Source organism: Paraburkholderia sp. BR10872 (assembly GCF_040965835.1).
Taxonomy (GTDB): Bacteria; Pseudomonadota; Gammaproteobacteria; order Burkholderiales; family Burkholderiaceae; genus Paraburkholderia; species Paraburkholderia nodosa_A.
The window spans coordinates 94,341-111,503 of the sequence record NZ_JBFRCN010000007.1; the positions used below are offsets into that span (position 1 = coordinate 94,341).

At 56.7% G+C, this 17,163-nt stretch carries 12 protein-coding genes; 4 read left to right on the forward strand and 8 right to left on the reverse strand.

What is annotated here, in order from left to right:
• The first annotated feature begins 351 nt into the window (after positions 1–351).
• Entirely contained in the window at positions 352–1,749 is a 1,398-nt protein-coding gene (locus AB4Y43_RS08250) for an O-antigen ligase family protein (protein ID WP_368727445.1), read from the forward strand.
• A 177-nt stretch (positions 1,750–1,926) separates the two neighbouring features.
• Here AB4Y43_RS08250 and AB4Y43_RS08255 read toward each other — a convergent pair whose 3' ends face one another.
• Complete coding sequence (locus AB4Y43_RS08255; RefSeq protein ID WP_368727446.1) at positions 1,927–2,949, reverse strand: class I SAM-dependent methyltransferase; 1,023 nt, start codon at positions 2,947–2,949, stop codon at positions 1,927–1,929.
• A 285-nt stretch (positions 2,950–3,234) separates the two neighbouring features.
• Between AB4Y43_RS08255 and cysC the strand changes: the two genes are divergently transcribed.
• Positions 3,235–3,843 (forward strand): adenylyl-sulfate kinase, encoded by a 609-nt coding sequence (cysC, locus tag AB4Y43_RS08260; RefSeq protein ID WP_368727447.1) that lies wholly within the window; start codon positions 3,235–3,237, stop codon positions 3,841–3,843.
• Positions 3,844–3,884: 41 nt separating this feature from the next.
• Here cysC and AB4Y43_RS08265 read toward each other — a convergent pair whose 3' ends face one another.
• The 3 genes from AB4Y43_RS08265 to AB4Y43_RS08275 form a co-directional block, all read right to left on the reverse strand.
• The gene (locus tag AB4Y43_RS08265) at positions 3,885–5,768 is read right to left on the reverse strand and encodes a polysaccharide biosynthesis protein (protein WP_368727448.1); all 1,884 of its coding nucleotides are present in this window, start codon (positions 5,766–5,768) and stop codon (positions 3,885–3,887) included.
• A 318-nt stretch (positions 5,769–6,086) separates the two neighbouring features.
• On the reverse strand, positions 6,087–7,109 hold the full coding sequence (locus tag AB4Y43_RS08270) for a glycosyltransferase family 4 protein (RefSeq protein ID WP_368727449.1): 1,023 nt from the start codon (positions 7,107–7,109) through the stop codon (positions 6,087–6,089).
• The gene (locus tag AB4Y43_RS08275; protein ID WP_368727450.1) at positions 7,106–8,089 is read right to left on the reverse strand and encodes an NAD-dependent epimerase/dehydratase family protein; all 984 of its coding nucleotides are present in this window, start codon (positions 8,087–8,089) and stop codon (positions 7,106–7,108) included. Before AB4Y43_RS08275 ends, AB4Y43_RS08270 begins: the two co-directional genes overlap by 4 nt.
• Before the next feature lie 367 nt (positions 8,090–8,456).
• On the opposite strand from AB4Y43_RS08275, the gene AB4Y43_RS08280 reads away from it, so the two are divergent.
• Together AB4Y43_RS08280 and AB4Y43_RS08285 are read left to right on the forward strand one after the other, a co-directional pair.
• Complete coding sequence (locus AB4Y43_RS08280) at positions 8,457–9,539, forward strand: class I SAM-dependent methyltransferase (protein WP_368727451.1); 1,083 nt, start codon at positions 8,457–8,459, stop codon at positions 9,537–9,539.
• A 503-nt stretch (positions 9,540–10,042) separates the two neighbouring features.
• Positions 10,043–12,307: a hypothetical protein gene (locus AB4Y43_RS08285; RefSeq protein ID WP_368727452.1), complete on the forward strand. Its 2,265-nt coding sequence runs from the start codon at positions 10,043–10,045 to the stop codon at positions 12,305–12,307.
• A 451-nt stretch (positions 12,308–12,758) separates the two neighbouring features.
• Here AB4Y43_RS08285 and AB4Y43_RS08290 read toward each other — a convergent pair whose 3' ends face one another.
• The 4 genes from AB4Y43_RS08290 to AB4Y43_RS08305 form a co-directional block, all read right to left on the reverse strand.
• Complete coding sequence (locus AB4Y43_RS08290; protein WP_368727453.1) at positions 12,759–15,047, reverse strand: hypothetical protein; 2,289 nt, start codon at positions 15,045–15,047, stop codon at positions 12,759–12,761.
• Positions 15,048–15,310: 263 nt separating this feature from the next.
• On the reverse strand, positions 15,311–16,027 hold the full coding sequence (locus AB4Y43_RS08295; protein WP_368727454.1) for a transaldolase: 717 nt from the start codon (positions 16,025–16,027) through the stop codon (positions 15,311–15,313).
• The gene (locus tag AB4Y43_RS08300) at positions 16,024–16,554 is read right to left on the reverse strand and encodes a D-glycero-alpha-D-manno-heptose-1,7-bisphosphate 7-phosphatase (RefSeq protein ID WP_368727455.1); all 531 of its coding nucleotides are present in this window, start codon (positions 16,552–16,554) and stop codon (positions 16,024–16,026) included. The genes AB4Y43_RS08295 and AB4Y43_RS08300 overlap by 4 nt, the downstream gene beginning before the upstream one ends.
• Complete coding sequence (locus AB4Y43_RS08305) at positions 16,555–17,163, reverse strand: SIS domain-containing protein (protein ID WP_368727456.1); 609 nt, start codon at positions 17,161–17,163, stop codon at positions 16,555–16,557.

Sequence of the window (17,163 nt, forward strand, 5' to 3'; positions counted from 1 at the left end):
GCGAATGATGCCATGCGCGGGTTCTTCGCGAGCGGTTTTGAAACATCGATTAATCCGGGATTCAAAATGCGGGGCGCAGGTTCCCCATCGGCGCCCTTTGCCCGATGGGCGAATCGAAGTGTCTTCCAAAAATCTGATTGTTCACCGTGCCCGCGACGGGCAATCGCATTTGGAGCGCTTAAGTCTGCCTGCATCCGCATAATATTTATTCTTGTGCAGCTTGGTGCCCGGCGGTGCGATCCTGGAGCGCAGACAGGCTTATGTCAAGCTCAACGGCTATTCGCGCCCTTATTTTGAGCGCGTTGACGGTCCTGATGTGGGCATTTTTTGGGTAAAACGCGAGTGGGTGGAATGTGTGCGTACAATGGCAGGTTTCCCGTCATACTTCGTAACCGAGAGGGTACGATTTGGGGACGTAATGCGGGAGACGTAGTCAGTCCCGCCCTTACCGACAAGAGCAGTGTAGCGATGCAGACAGCAGTGACGATTGACTCCCGACGCACCGAGCCCGGCGACTGGCTGACCGCGGCTTTCCTGCTCGGCTTTCCCTCTATTGCAATGCTCGTGCAGGGCGCCTCGAGCGCCGTATCGATCGGCGCGGGTGTCATAGCCCTGGCGGCGTTGTGCTGGCGGCCGGTTGGCGGGCCGTATGGCTACGCGCGTCCCGACCGTCTCGGGCTGGCGTTGTGCATTGCACTGTGCGCCCCTGTTGCCGCCGTGGCGCTCAGCACGCTCTCGCACGACCATCCATTGCTCCGCACCTGGGATTCGCCCTCGCGGTTCCTGCTTGCAGTCCCGATCTTTCTCGTCCTGCGGCGCGCGCCGCTGCGGACCTTCGCCTGGGCGGATCTCTCTTTTACGCTTGGGGCGCTCTCCTCGCTCGTGATTGCCGTCATCCTGCCGCGCGATTGGGGCGACGGACGCATCGGCAGCGCGTTCCTGAATCCGATCCATTTCGGCGATCTCGCCGTCGCACTCGGCGTGCTGTCGGCGATTGCACTGAACTGGTGGCGCAAGGACTCGACGTTCATGCGTGCGCTCAAGTTTGCGGGCCTGTTTGCCGGCCTTGCCGCTTCGCTGCTGTCGGGCTCGCGTGGTGGCTGGGCTGCGATCCCTCTCGTTGCCGTACTGATCGTGTGGGAACTCGGCCGCGGGAAGCCGCTTCACTGGAAGGTGCTGATGCCGGTGACTGTTGCGCTGCTGCTCGGGATGGTGTACGGGCTGTCGGGGACGGTACGCCAGCGCGTCGGCGACGTGTCATCCGACCTCGCGCAGTACACGCAGGGCCACCGCGACACTTCGGTCGGCATCCGCCTGCAGCTCTATGAGGCAGCCTCGACACTGATCGCCGAACATCCAGTTCTGGGCCTGGGTGGCGATGGGTTCCGCGACAAGATGACCTCGATGGCCAAGCAAGGCGCGCTCACCCCGAAGGCGGCCGCATTCGGCGAAGGCGAAGTGCATAACCAGCTGCTCGCCTATATGGCCAACTACGGCATTGTGGGCGGCCTCGCGCTGCTGGCGATCTACATCGTGCCCGCGATCTTTTTCGCGGCGAAACTCAAGTCCGCATCGAGGACAACACGGCGCACAGCGCTCATGGGGCTGTCCTTCGTCCTGATGTTTTTCGTTTTTGGGCTGACCGTCGAGACGTTCGACCTGAAGAGCACCGTGTCTTTCTACGCGACCATGCTGGCCGTCCTCGCGGCGATTGCGGAACGGTCGGATGTTAAATCGGACCGTTTGTAGGGCGGCGAACTGCCCGGTTTTCTGTATCCGTTCGACTTTAGGCAATTTCGCGCTTCACGAAAATGCTGCGCGCGCATGAGCGGGGGCGGTTTGCGCGGTCAATACCGGTAACAGGTGACCAGGCAGAAAAAGAAACAGCTAGCCCCAGAATTGGGGGCCAGCCATCGCGGCAAAGCGCTACATCGGGATAAAACGAGGATTGCGCCATGCCTGCACGCCGTCCACGGCCAGTTCTGGCTTTCGGTTTTTGACCTGATAGAAGGCAGGCCGCTCCATCTCGATGACCCAGTCGGTGGACGAGAGAATGTCGTACAGCCTCCCCTCAATGTGTTTCGAGTGGGTGCCGATTAACAAATAGGCAAACTTCTCGTTGAGTATCGGCAGGCACGATTCGATCAAGTCAGCTTCTCCACCCTGAATGTCGATGTGCAGAAGATCAATGCGGTCGCGTCCCCCAATGGCCGCTTCCAGGGAAATCATGGGTAGCAGGTCGTGACTGCCGCTCGCCACGGCCTGATCCTGTTGCGCTTGCGTGGCGCTAAATACCGGCGACGATCCCCAACCCTCTCCAGGGTGCTCCTGGCGCGGAAATAAGGCGGTTCCGTCACTGGCGGCTGCAATGCCGCGATGGAGGGTGTACTCATCGCTGGTGAAGCCATTGCGCACTAATGCCTCACGAGCGAATTCGACGTGACCTTCGTCGCCCTCGATGCCGATGACATGGACCTTCCGGCCGGTGCGCTTCGCAGCCACGCCCATGTTGTTCATCCAGCAACCCCAGCCGCAACCCAACTCGATCATTGTGAAGCTGTCGGGCCGAGCCAGCTCCACCGCATGCAGTGCCGACGCCCACTCCGCGATGTCGGCATGCCAATTAGCCGGCAATGGAAACTGCTCCAGCTTTCCGCCTTGGTCGGCCAGAAAGCTAAACATCTTGGGGTCCACTAACACCCCGAGCCAGTTTGTCTGGAATCCCGGCGTAGGCTTGCGATCTTGTACCTCGTGTCGTCGCATGCACGCCAGCGCATCGAAACTAGCGAAGTAGGCGAAGAAGGGAGAGTTGTGACTCGCCTCGACAAGACCTTCCAGACTACGGACACGCTCCTCGGCAGACAGCAGCGCCACCGCTAGAGCGTTACGGTTGTCGTGCAGCCGACGCAAGGGGCCGATCGTACGGCCGAGGCTTTTCATGATGGTCATTCACTCTCCTTATATAAAGGTCCGGTGCAGCATCACTAGAATCGGCGCACGTGCGCTAGTCCGTCACTTGGCCCCTGCAATCCAAAAATCTAACCGATCGTGCAAATAGTACCTGTTGAAAGTAAAGATTTTTGTTACTCCAGCCCTGACGGATTCTCGACACATCGATCATTACACAGAATTACAAGCCTGCAGATTTGTTGCGGTTTATTACATCCGCGTTACATGAACTGCTTCGAAACGTTAGAATGAGAATCAGGTTTACGTTGATCGAGGCGGTAAGAAGTGAATACAGCAACGTCAGCTGGAGTTGTCATCTGGCTCACCGGCATGTCCGGAGCGGGCAAGTCGACAGTCGCGCGCGCGTTGGTCAGTCGACTGCAAACGTTTGCCTTTCGAGCAACAATGCTCGACGGCGACGTGCTGCGTACGGGCCTCAATTCAGATCTTGGTTTCAGTGACGCCGAGCGTACGGAAAATCTCAGGCGCGTCGCCCATGTGGCGGCGCTGTTTTGCAATGAGGGGTTTGTAGCCGTCACGGCGACCATTTCGCCCGAGCCCGAGCACCGCGAAAATGCACGGCGCATTGTCGGCGAATCTGCGTTTGTCGAAGTGTTTGTCGACACGCCGCTCGAAGTTTGCGAAAAGCGCGACCCCAAAGGGCTATATCAACGCGCCCGCCGCGGTGAGATCGCACAGTTCACTGGTATCGCTTCACCCTATCACCCGCCGGCTCATCCCGATCTCACACTGCACACACAAGACAATTCGGTCGAAACTTGTGTCGACCATATCGTCGATTACCTGGTGCGCGACCGCCAATTTGCGATTGGCCGCGTCAGAGAACGATCGCTCAAGGTCGCTAATCTTCGCGCGGGCATCGGTGGAAAATAAGCAATGTCCGGCGAGGCGCTTTTGCGGCTTCGCCCCCGGTATCAGCCAGCGGCTCTCACCGACGTTCCACTCACACTTTGAAGCTTCGACACGCTCGACGGTTGGTATTCAGGCACCCAGCGGCGAAGATCGCGGCGCACTTCGTCGTCGCCTGGAACACGGTGCTGCATCAGCCACGGCAACAGTTCGTCCAGCAGATTGACCGGCACCTCGCGCGCCCGCGCGATGCGCAGCTTCGGGTGCGCCGTACGCGCGGTCATCTCGTCATCGGCCAGCAACTCCTCATAGAGTTTCTCGCCGGGACGCAAGCCACTAAACTCGATACGGATCTGATCTTCGGCAAAGCCATAAAGCCGGATCAGGTCGCGCGCCAGGTCGACGATCTTGACCGGCTTGCCCATGTCGAGAATGAAAATCTCGCCGCCCTGCCCCATGCTAGATGCCTGGAGCACGAGCTGCGCCGCCTCGGGAATCGTCATGAAAAAGCGGGTTATCTCGGGATGCGTGACGGTCACGGGACCGCCCCTCGCAATCTGCTGCTGAAACTTCGGGATGACACTTCCCGCGCTACCCAGTACGTTTCCAAAGCGAACGGTCTCGAACTGTGTGCGCTCGCTCGTCTGCTGCAACGCCTGGCACGCCATCTCGGCGAGGCGCTTGCTCGCGCCCATGACGTTGGTCGGGTTCACGGCCTTGTCAGTCGAGATCAGCACGAAATGGCGCACGTTGTTGCGGATCGCCGCGGTCGCGACGCGATACGTGCCAAGCACATTGTTGCGCAAGGCCTGCCATGCGTTGAGCTCCTCCATCAACGGCACATGCTTGTATGCCGCCGCATGGAAGACGATATGCGGGGCGTAGCGCGACATCACGTGGTCGAGGAGCAGCGAGTCCTTCGCATCGCCGATGAACGAGATCATCGCCTGGTCGGGAAAGCGCTCGCGGATCTCTTCGGTGAGGCGGTAGATCGCGTATTCGGACAAGTCGAATGCAATGAGTTGCGCAGGCTGGAACTTCAGGATCTGGCGGCAGAGTTCGGAGCCAATCGAGCCACCCGCACCCGTGACCATCACGACGCGGTCTCGCAGCAGCGCCTCGACGTGGGCGGTGTCGATGTTGACCGCTTCGCGGCCAAGAAGGTCTTCCAGGTCGATCTGGCGAATCTGGGAAAGAAAACCCTGGCTAGGCATCAGGGCCGTGAGCGAAGGCAAGACCATCGCCTTGACGCCAAGGCGCACGCAGAGCGTAGCGAGGCGTCGCTGCGTCTCCATCGGCGCGGACGGGATCGCGATGATCACATGCTCGACCTTGAGCGTCTCCGTCCAGTGCGCGATCTCGTCGATCGTGCCGAGGACCTTGTAGCCATAGATCTCGCGGCCCCGCTTCGCAACGTCGTCGTCGAGCAGACCAACCAGGCGCCATTCACCCGAGCGCGACAGCTCACGCGCGAGGCTCGCGCCAGCGCCCCCTGCGCCGAGAATCAGCACGGGCTTGCCGCGACCGACAAGGCCGCCGTACAGATAGAACTCTTTACTGGCCCGGTAGATCGCTCGCGCGCCGCCCATTGCGAGGAACAGCAGCATCGGCGTAAGCAGGAGGACGGAGCGCGGAATGATCGGCTTCGGCTGAAACATGACCGCGCCAATCATGACGACGAGCGCACCGACCACGATCGCCTTCGCAATGCGCATCAGGTCGGGCAGGCTCGCGAAGACCCACAAGCCACGATACAAGCCGAAGGTGCGAAACATCGCGCCGTAGACGGGAAGGACCCAGAGGAGCGCAACGCATGCGCCCTTAAAAAAGGCAACCGGTATTTCACCGTTGAAGCGGACGACGTACGCGACGAGCCACGCCGCCACTGCGGCTAGCATGTCAAAGAAGAAAACACCGAACGACAACCAAGATGCCTTGGATCGCAACATTGGCGGCAAACCTCGAAATTATTTCGCGTCGGATTCTGGGGAGCCTTCCCTATGAAGATCGATGACGATCTCCCGGGAGGCAAATCTCCATACCACGCACCTAAACTTGGCCATTGCTGCCACAGGGACCCGCTCCATGCCGCGGCGCCGCAGCAGTTATTATGCCCGCAAGCCTGACGGGGTACCAAACGATCGCAGCGCACCGCGCTGATCTTAATGCTTGTGCCGCGCCGCAGGAATTTTCCTGAAGAAACAAACGTCTCAGCCGTGTTACAGATGCGTCAGCATTTAAAGGGAAGAATCAACCGCAAAGCTCGGCTATTTCTCGTTAGAATTCTGAAAGCTTCGCCAACGCCTATCGATGACGACGGCACAGCACCCCAGAACGCCGTACCACGCCGCAAAAATCAGCCATTGCTCCCACATCGGCCGCCCCAGCGCCCATAGCGCGACGATGACACCGGCAAACATCACGGCATACCAGCAGATTGCGGTGCGGCTGTGACCGATGCCCGAGCGCACCATGCGTTGATAGTAGTGCTCCCGATGCGCTTGCCAGAATTTTTCCCCACGACACACACGCCTCAGCAATGTAATCGACGCATCCGCAATAAACGGGGAAAAAATCAAGGCTGGAAACCAGAGCGGCCAGACGGCGCCGCGCCAGCCCCAGTAGCCGAGTGCGCCCGCCAGAAAGCCGAGCGTGATCGAGCCGGCGTCACCCAGGAACAATTTCGCCGGGTGAAAATTGAGGAACAGGAAGCCGAGTGATGCCCCGGCGAGGGCGGCGCCGGTCTGCGCCAACGCCGGCGAAGGATGCCCTGTAGCCAGCGCCGCCGCCGCATAGGCCCCGAAACCAAACAGTGCCATGCCGCCCGCGAGGCCATCGGCGCCGTCCATGAAGTTGTAGAGGTTGATCAGCCAGAGCATCAGGAAGCCGATGCCTGCGAGCAGCCACCAAGGTGCGTCCGCCGGCCAGATGACGACCAGCGCGACCACTGCTGCGAAATGGACGGCAAACCGGATGCGCGCGGGCAAATCGCGACGATCGTCGATCTGCGATACCACGGCGAGCGCCGCCGCTCCCGCCGCGATCAACCACATCTGCGATACGTGCCATAAAAGCGCCGCGAGGCCGACCGGTACGATCCCCCAACCGCCCACGCGCGGAATCGGCTTGACGTGAAGCGAGCGATAATTCGGCACATCCGTCGCGATACGCCAGGCGAGACCGCTCGAAAGCAAGCCCCGCAGGATCAGAAAACTTGCCAGAGCCGATGCCGCGGCCGTAAGCACCACGATCCAACCGGATGTTGCGATTACGTCAAAAACCTCCCTCATGCGCGCCCCTGCTCCTTGCGACATGCGCGATACCAGTCGGCCGTCGCGCGCAGTCCCTCGTCCAGCGTGTACGGCGGGTGCCAGCCCGACAACTGTCGCCGGATCGCGGATGCATCGAGAACCAGACTTTCCGTGAGACGCTCGATCTGCGCGGTTCTTCCCGTGAGTCTGCCGGCGAGTTTGAGAAGCGACACGGGCACCGGTATGAGCCGTGTCGGGCGGCCGAGATGCCTGCCAATGGCACGCAACAGGTCCGCGACGGAAGGCGCGACATCGTCTGCCAGATGAAAACAACCGTTTGCTGAGCGTGCGTCGGATGCGCAATGCATGAGCGCATCGGCCAGATTGTCGACGAACAGCAGACTGCGCCGGGCATCCACGGCGCCCAACGGCAAGGGTGTCCCGCGCCAGATGGTATCGAGCATCTTGCGAAAGTTGGCGCCGACGTCCGGGCCATAGACGAGTGGTGGCCGTACGATCACGACATCGAGCCCCGTCTTGCTGCGCAACTCGGCCAGTGACCGTTCCGCCGCAAGCTTCGAGCGGCCGTAGGCGTCGTCGGGTTGCGCGAGCGCGTCTTCTCGCAGCGGTTCGCGCGTGCCCCCGCTCCCCGCGATTGCCTTGATGCTGCTCACGTAGATGAAACGCCCCACACCATGGCGCTGCGCGGCGCGCGCGACGCGCAGGGTGCCTTCGACGTTGGTCGCATTGAAGGCTCGCTGCGTCTCGTCGCTCTCCGCTTCATTCATGACGTGCACGCGCGCGGCAAGATGCACGACACAATCGACATCGCCGGTCGGGGCCGGCCAATGCACGTCGATATCGGCGAATTCCGGAGTGCTATGAACCCATTCCACGACGCCAGCCGGGGCTGTGCCGGCACAGCGGACGATACCGGTTACGCGGTGTCCGTTTTCGATCAGGGTACGGCATAGGGCGCGGCCCACGAAGCCATTCGCGCCCGTTACCACGACATGCATTGGTGTTAGTTCCAGGTAAGTTGGCTAGAAAAAAATGCGCCCAATGATCAGACGCTCAATCAGCGGAAGGCGTTAGTTTAACGCGTGGTTAGCGCCTCTTCGGATCCCGCGCTCGGGGGAGTACTTGCAAATCGTACTGGGTGCGGAACCGTGATCGCGCACACTGTCTCGCTTCAAAGCGATCAATGACTTACAACGGTGTTTTGAACGGAAAGATAGAAACGCCGACAGGATCGGCGAATTGTATTTAGCATATCTCGCCGACCACCGGCCACGTGTGCCGGGCTAGCCTACAGAACCGCGAGGTTTATGAGGTAAGATTTCGCCGACCAGCGGCCCGCTCGATGTTTCACATCATGGAGGCGAAGTGCTAGTAATCTCAACCATCGAAGAACTCGACGAGAAGATTAAAGAGTGTGACGCGGCGAGATCGGACGCCGAACTGCGCGATGTGTTCACCCGGTTCAGCATGGCGCCGATCATTGCTGCCGGCGATCCGTTCAGCCCGGAGTATCGCCAGGCACAGATGGCCTTGTACGAAGGGGTTGCTGGCAAAACATATGCCGTAACCAATGAAATGACGCCGTTCGATGTCGATGCTGCCGTATTACGTCCGTTCCCGTATGTGACCGACAGCTCAAGCGTCGTCGGCAATCAGTTGATGTCTATCGGCGCACTGCTGCGACGCCTTCAGGTGCCGCTAGGTGGTCGAATCCTGGAGTTCGGACCGGGATGGGGCAATACGACGCTCGCGATGGCAATGTCGGGATACAAAGTGACCGCCGTCGATATCGAACCGCGCTATTGCGATCTGATCAAACGCCGCGCCGCGCACAACGGCGTCGACATCGAAGTCATAAACAGTGACTTCATGTGGGCCGAGCAAGTCACAGTGCCGTACGACGCTGTCGTGTTCTTCGAGTGCTTCCATCACTGCGACGATCACATGCGGCTGTTGCGGGCGCTCCGTAACGCAGTCAAGGATGAAGGGCGAATCTACTTCGGCGGCGAGCCAATCACAGAGGGCTTTCCGATCCCGTGGGGGCTCCGTCTCGATGGCGAATCGCTTTGGGCTATCCGCAAGAACGGATGGCTGGAACTTGGGTTCACCGAAAGCTATTTCGTCGAAGCATTGGCACGCAGCGGCTGGGCCGTGACAAAACATGAGTCGCACGACTTCTTTGGCTCAAACGTGTGGGAAGCCGTCAAGACCGATCCGAAGGTTGTCGAGATACCGAATCCAGAAGTGCTGGCGTTGAGAGCCGAAGTAGATCAGCAGCGTGCCCGCATAACGGCGCAAGACGCGCAACTTTCCGAACAGGCTTTGCAAATCGCTGGGATTGCGGAAGTTGCTGCCAACCGGCAAGCCTTAATCGAAGCGTTCCGTAACTCCACTTCGTGGAGGATCACAGCACCTCTACGCGCAATCGTCAAACTTTTGAGGCGATAGCACATCAATGAGACCGTGCGCCAGCGTCAAGGTAAACAGAATCTGCCCCCCTTTCGCCATGAGGTAATATCTCGGCTTACACAAGACCGAGGTATCGTGAAAGATTTCAGGGGCAAGATTGCTCCGTGCGTCGTATTCACTACCCTATGACATCTCGACCATCAGCGCCGAACAATCCGAGGTGCTAAATGCACTGAACGTGAAAAAGCCGGTCGCCCCGCGACAGCTCGCGCTGTTGTAGTGGCGCCTCTTAAAATCGAGATCAATAAAATCCGGTGCTTGCGCGATTAACTATCGAACCCGGGCATCTTGGTCGGCTCGCACTCCCGATCCATTGAAGGCCAGCTCGTCAAACTCTTTACCGACGCCGGATGATTGATGGAAAAGTGCAGCCGACCTTGGCAAATCTCGATTCGGCTAAGCCAGTATTTACCGTCGATGGGGTCCATCTTTATCGCAACCCCAATCTCAAATAATGCGACCGCCGTGGGTCGGAACTTCATATGACTATTGATTGGCTGGCTGCAGGGACCTTAGTCCTCAATGCCGCAACCGGCACAGTCCGGTCCACCATCATCGCGATCACACTGCTCGTCATGGGTGCCCCCGTCACAAAGATGCTCTCTTGCAACTTCAAAGACGCCACTCCGATACCAGCGCTTCAGTTGATTTGTGGATTGTTCAGCGCGAGTGTCTTGTCTTGGTATGCTTTTCGTTTCGGCATGCCAGTCTCATGGGTTTATTCGTTTCTCCTCGCGGTAGGCACCGCTCTTTCTGCCGCTTTGCTCGTGCGCGGTGGATTCGCAGAGTTTAGACGGACGGTCGTCCTGCCTTACGCAATGGCGTCAGTGGCTTTTATCGCGCCCGTGTTCGTATATAGCCTCTTGAGCTTTGCGAAGATCAGGACTGGAACTTTGCCATTGCTTACAATCGGCAATGGTGATCTCTTGGCCTATTTGAAGCTCGGGGATGTTCTGCTGCACCTGCCCGCCGCCGCTACGCAAATCAGCACGACGGATCTGAGGGATTTCATAGGCGATGATGTCTTCGGCTCATTCAACCTTGTCTCCTTATCTTCCTTTATCCTGCGAACAGGGGTCGAGAAATGCGCTATCCCGGTGTTGGGATTCGGCATTGGGTTGATCAGCCTCTGCGTGGTGAATTTTTGCCAGCGCGTTTTTGCGCTACCCGCCTGGCTATCGATTATCGTCGCCACACTGCTGACTTCGTCCCCTCTGTTTTCCTACATAGTCCTCAACTATTTCCTCGCGCAGATCCTCTTCATCGGTATTCTTCTCGCGTCCTTCCTGCATATAGCTGAAGTGGCTGAAAAGTCGGAGCGCTCACTCCGTGCGGCCGTCGCGGCGATTCTTCTCGCCTCAGTCTGCGTGATGTTCGTCTACCATCCCTGGTTCTTGCAGTATCTTGCGCTGACGTCAGCCGCTCTAGGAGCCGCCTTAATCGCCAGAAACGGATCAATCAAGATCAGCAACCTTCTCCGTGCTGCGTCCGCGTTCGTGAGTATCTTTCTTGCTGCAAATATCTTCGATCTCGCGATAGGGTCGAGCCGGTACATCATTGCCGCAAGAAAAATAATGTTCGCCGCGGCAGACGGGGTCGCTGGCTGGCCTATGCCGTTTGTGAACTTGACACTTCTTCTTGGGCTTCCAGGCGATTGGCACACACCTGAGACGGCGATAGCTGCAGCGGGGCAGGTTATACCTGTGTTGGTGATTGGGATCGTCTGGTTGGCTGTGGCCTGCCGATATGATCGCTTCCCGGCGCGGCCTCAGAGACTATACGTTCTGATCTGCTTCCTGACCGGCGTCTTGCTATATCTTGTGGCTTGGAATTATTACGGCGCCTCTTACCGACAATGGAAGTTCGCGACTACGCTCGTTGCTCCCTTTGGCTTCGTCGTGCTCGCATATGCCCTATTTGCGATGCTACAACAAAGTAATTTGGCCACACGCAGAATTTTGATAGCCTGCTCTTGCGTAGCTGCACTCGTTTGCATCCGAGGGAACATCGAGCAATATTTCAACAAATGGAGTGTCCCAGCTTTCGCATTTCATGAAGGACTTCGCGATGTCGCTAAGGCCGAAAATGCTCAGAACGCTCAAGCAGTGTATATCGACGTTCCAGAAATTATCGAGAAAATGGCCGCTGCGATCTATGTCGACAACAAACCAATCATCTTTTCAGGGCCGACAAATTACGGGCAAGGTACGAAGAGTGAATCGTTGCCTTATGAGACGGTCGCCGTCTTCAGAGAAGCGTGTCCGAGCTCCAGACAGGAGCCCTCCTATTCATTGTCAACTGGAGCCCCTACAATTTCCCTGCGGGCCGCGGTCCCGGTCGGCGTTGACATTCCACTGTCGGCTCCCGATTCCAGTTGCTTTACTTTGCATGGATTTTCCGGGGCGGAGCCTTGGGGTCGATGGACAGACGGAAAATCTGCATCCCTTGAGCTACGGTGTGATTGCGACCTGACAAAAAAGAATACCAAGCTTGTTTTCAGCGCTGGAACATATCTTCTTCCCGGGAAAGTAGACCGGCAGCGGGTCAACTTCATCGTCAACGGATCCCCTGTGCAATCGAAAATCCTAGCTTCTATGGCCAAAAGCGAAATACTTTTGGAAGCCCCGCCGTGTGTCGGCGAGGCGGGAAAGATCTCCGTAAAGATAGAGCTGCCGGATGCGATATCGCCTCCCGGAGATTCGCGCGTACTGGGGCTATCAATATCGAGCTTTGCTATCAGGCAGTAGCGCGCGGCCGCTCAATAACCTGGGCCTTTCGATTGGTGTTTAGCCTCCCGCTAGACGCCCGAAGGACGCCAGTGGATATTCTGATGTTTGCGCGCGAGGTCGTAGCTTGTATTTCCCCCGCCCATTTGCGGCCGAACCTGTGAAGCGGCTTGACCTGTGTAGGTTTCGCTGAGTCACTACACCGGCTCCAGAAGGAGCCGCATGATAGCAACGCCCTGAACCTCAACAGCTCGGCCCTTGGAATCCGGCAAATCTAGTTGTCGCTACCGAAGGAGCAATTGTCGCAAGACACGAAGTGTCGCAGTTGGTTGCACGCGTGAGCGCGTTCCTCACGCGCATGGGCGACGCCGAACCCTTCTGGAAGGGACTCACGAAAGTTAATATCACCGTAGAAACGATGCGTTTGGCGCGCGATGACGGTGGTAACAACACTTGTGTATAAAGAGATGAACTAAATGACACTGCCCAGCGGCACCTCCGTTATAGAAAGATCGTTGAACCCTAAACCGAGTTGCCGTTTGTCTTCGCTCGTCGATTCTACGGAATGGGGTGAAATAGCACCTGGCAATTCCAATTCCAGAACCAGCTCCCGATTCTGAAACCCGGACAGATCGCTTTTCCGAAACGGGATACTGATCCACTCCTGTTCCCGAACATTCGTCTCCGATTTTTTTCCACGCCCCCAAATCGCAGTGACGTCTTGAACTCCCGAAGTGGGTGTGACAAAAGGAACAACATTCAAATTTAAGTACCGCACATTATCTGCGCCCGCAATCCCGCCGTCCATTAGCATGCTCATTTTCAGGTGCTTGCCATCGCTCCAGCGTCCCCAGGGCTCGACGAAGCTAAGCCCATATTTAACGAAAAGCGCCGAAATTTTTTTACTAAAAGGGTAATGGATATTCAATTCGAGACCCGGAGTCTGGAAATGCAGACAGCCGACGCCTGCAATGGTTACTGAATAAGCCTTGGCATCACAAGCATCACCTTCAATAAAAAGTGGCGTTGTTGCCGTAATCTTTTGTGGAGAGAACGTTTCCTGAGAATAGTAGCTGGGACTTAGCAGATGCAGAGTTTTGGATTGCAGGTAATAGACCGGAAAAAACGTTGACGAATAAGTCGACATCTCAATATATATTTCTTTGATTCCCCCTAGCATGTCGAGCGCACGCAAATTTGCGTAGCTCGCCGGGAATTCTTTCGGGGTCCGCTCGACATTACAGTGAAACGCCATGTTCTTCCCGGCAATGACAAGACCGAGACAAAAGATGAAGAGGTGCGATAAACGTCGACTCATACCATCTTGTTCTGAAATGGCACTCGCCACCGAAGATAAAAAAAAAGGCGCGAGAAATAGCGGAATATACGACGCGATTTTCCATTGTTGATACGAGGAACCAGACCGAAGAAAATATGCGAAGTACAATAAAAATGACAATCCAGACAACAACAGAAAAACTCGCCCACCTTTCAATGGTTTTCCAGCGCGCGTCGCAAAAAAAACAATTACGAAAAGCGTCGCCGATATAATGATGTTATTAATCTGTGCGTGACGGGAGTGGATTTCGATGGATGTCGGTAACCCCATGATCGCCGCAGGGGCGATGAAGTCGAGCGGCCAACCAGCCACCCCTGGTTGAGATATAAAAAAGAGGAGTTGCAGCATGCGGCGAGTATGCTGCGGATCAAGAATCATCGGAATCAATGACGACGCTGCGATGGCCATGATCCACTTGCTACTGATCCGAGCTCTCATTAACCACGAATTGCTCGAAGCTTGCTTGTTGCTGCTGAACAAAATCAGCGAAAGCAGGACGAAACAGACTTGCAAGCCTGTACCTATCACGTATAGCGGGGGATACGAAAAGAAGAGCAAAAAATGGTATGGAGCAAAGATGCATACCAAGTTTGTCCACTTCCGCTGGTTAGTTGAGAAGACGAGTTCCGCCGTTTTACCAAGAAGCAAAAGAACAAAAAATTCGGCGACAATGCTAGAAAGAAAATAGTTTCCGACAATGTATCGAAGGAACGGTCCACTAACGAAAACAATGCCCACGCCCGCAGCCAGAAGTCGCGGTATCTGAAAATAGCGGCCAGCGATCCACACGGTCGTGCAACTGGCGAGGGCCGCCATTGCAAAGATCGCTGGCATGGCTGCGCGCATCGTCTCCGCATTGAAGAATACTGCAAATCCGTTGATGATGTTAAAAGCAGATGGGGTAAAAGGCACCACTGTCGAGAACGGATCTACAAAACGAAGCCCAGCACCACTAAGCGACCCAAGATGTTGAAGGCGTTGCGATATTATAATATAGTTAAATATATCATTATTGCCAATACCGGAGATTGGAAGTAGATCATGCGTAACGGGTGGAATTAAAAAAAGGTAGTTTACAGAATAAAAAATCACATAAAGACCAACCCAAGACAGAGAATCTCTGTTGATGACGATCTTTGGATCAAAAAACCGCGAAATCGCTTTATAGCGAGAGAGCAACAATATGATCGTAAAGACAAACAGAACTTTCGCGGCCGTGGACCCGGGAATATGGAACTTGAGGCTGTACCAGAACCACATAACAGCCAGCGATGCCCCTATCACCACTGCGTGGGGCACAGAACGAACCGCTGAATGCAGCCGCGACGGCGTCAAGGCGATGCATAGGGCGTAAAGCCAGACAATGAGAGCCAAACCGGCGCAGGTCCCTGTCGCGATGCTCCAAATGTGCGCTAGTACCATCTTAGATTTATTTTCAGGTTGACTCGAAACTCATATTGATGAACTAGGGAAGATTCAACATACGGGTGAACGGACCAGCGCAATGAACTGCAACTGGTCCAAGTTGCTCCGGGTTGCTTACGCGATTTAAATCACGCAGATCATTTCGCAGCTGTTTCAAAAGGCACTAGCATATGCCTTGGGACCGATTGAACGCTGTTGGGCCAAGACTATCAACCCGTCGGCTGACAAGATGCGACCGCAACACTGTGGTTCCATGACACTTAAAGCTTGAACCCAGCCGCCACCGCGTCGTTATAAAACATTTTCACTGTGTCGAGCGAGTACTGGTCGAGATCATAATCAACCAGCGACAACTTCTTCAGGATGTCGTTGGTAACCGTGATGACCTGACACCCAACCGCATCCGCCTGGAAAATGTTCAGTAGTTCGCGCGGGCTCGCCCAGATCAGCTCGGCCGCCGGCGCCACCTTCAATTGCTCCACGGCTGCCGCCATCAGAGGCACGGGATCGCGCCCTGTATCGGCAATACGTCCCGCGAACACCGACACATAGCTCGGCACATTCGGATCGAGCGAAGCCACCACATCACGGACCTGAGTCAGCGTCATCAACGCAGTCACGTTCAGCTTGACCTTCTGCGCCGCAAGCTTCTTCACGAGCGAATAGCAAGTTTCCTGCTTCGTGTTGGTCACCGGGATCTTGACGTACACGTTATCGCCCCAGCTCGCGATTTCCATAGCCTGGCGCTCCATTTCCGCGAAATCGTCGGAGAAGACTTCGAACGACAGCGGTTTGTCCTTAATGGAGACGAGGATGTCCTTGCAGAACGCTTTGTAGTCTGCGATGCCCGCCTTCTTCATCAGCGTCGGATTGGTGGTCAAGCCCTTGATAAATGACTTGTCGTACATCTCAAGCATGCCGGCCTTGTCTGCACCGTCCGCGAAGATCTTGACCTTCAGATCGTTAACTTTGCTCATAATGCCTCCCTCAAGATAATTTTTGACGCCTCCAGCAGAGACGTCACCGTGAAATCGGGTGATTCCGGCTGCTTCTCTTCGTAGCCGTAGTCGATAAATATCGTTTTGCAGCCTGCGCGAGTTCCCGCCTCAATGTCTCGCCACCTGTCGCCAACCATGTAACTTCGCGCCAGATCGATCGAATGCTGCGCAGCAGCCGAAAGCAGTGATCCGGGGCGAGGCTTGCGGCAGTCGCACTCGTCGCCGCTGTCGTGATAGCACGTCCGAAACTCATCGAGCGCCAGATGCGCGTTCAGATGGTCGTTGATTGCCTCGACCGCAGCCTTGGACGTCGTACCGCGCACCACATCGGGCTGGTTCGTCACTACGATCAACAGGTATCCAGCGCCTCGCAGCGATACGAGCGCATCCGCGACGCCAGGCAGAATCTCCGTCTCCGCAACCGAAGACGGCGGGTACGGCTTGCCGTCACGCACGACGGAGCGATTGATGACGCCATCCCGATCGAGAAAGACTGCGCGCCTCATTTACTTGACGGCCGCGGTAGCCGACTCCCACTTGGTCTGGTTCGCCTTGAGAGCCGGGTGCGACACAAGCAGGTGCCACACGACAGCCTGAAACGCTTCGGAGTGAGGCGTGATCGTCTCCGGGTTGACCGTCGGAACAATTACGCATGCGTCGGCGACCTGCGCCGTATAGCCACCGTCGCGACCGACGACGCCCGTGATCTTCGCGCCAACTGTCTTCGCGAACTTCAATGCCTCAACGAGATTCGGGCTGATGTTCTTCTCGAGATTGCCGCCGCCGACGGAAAAGATGAAGATCGCGTCTTTAGCAAGCAACTTACTCGTCTTGAGCCATTCGACGAAGATCGTTGACCAGCCCTCGTCATTCGTGCGTGCTGTCAGCTCTGAAACGTTGTCGGTCGGTGCATACGATTCGATACCGACAATCTTCCGGAAGTCGTTCACAGCGTGCGAGCAATTCCCTGCGCTACCGCCCACACCCAGGAAGAAGATACGCCCGCCCTCTTTCTTGACGGTCGCGAGCAGCTCCGCCATCTTTTCGATCGCGGATGTGTCCATCTTCTGGATAATCTCGATTGCTTCGTTCAGGTGTTGCTGTGCATAGCTCAT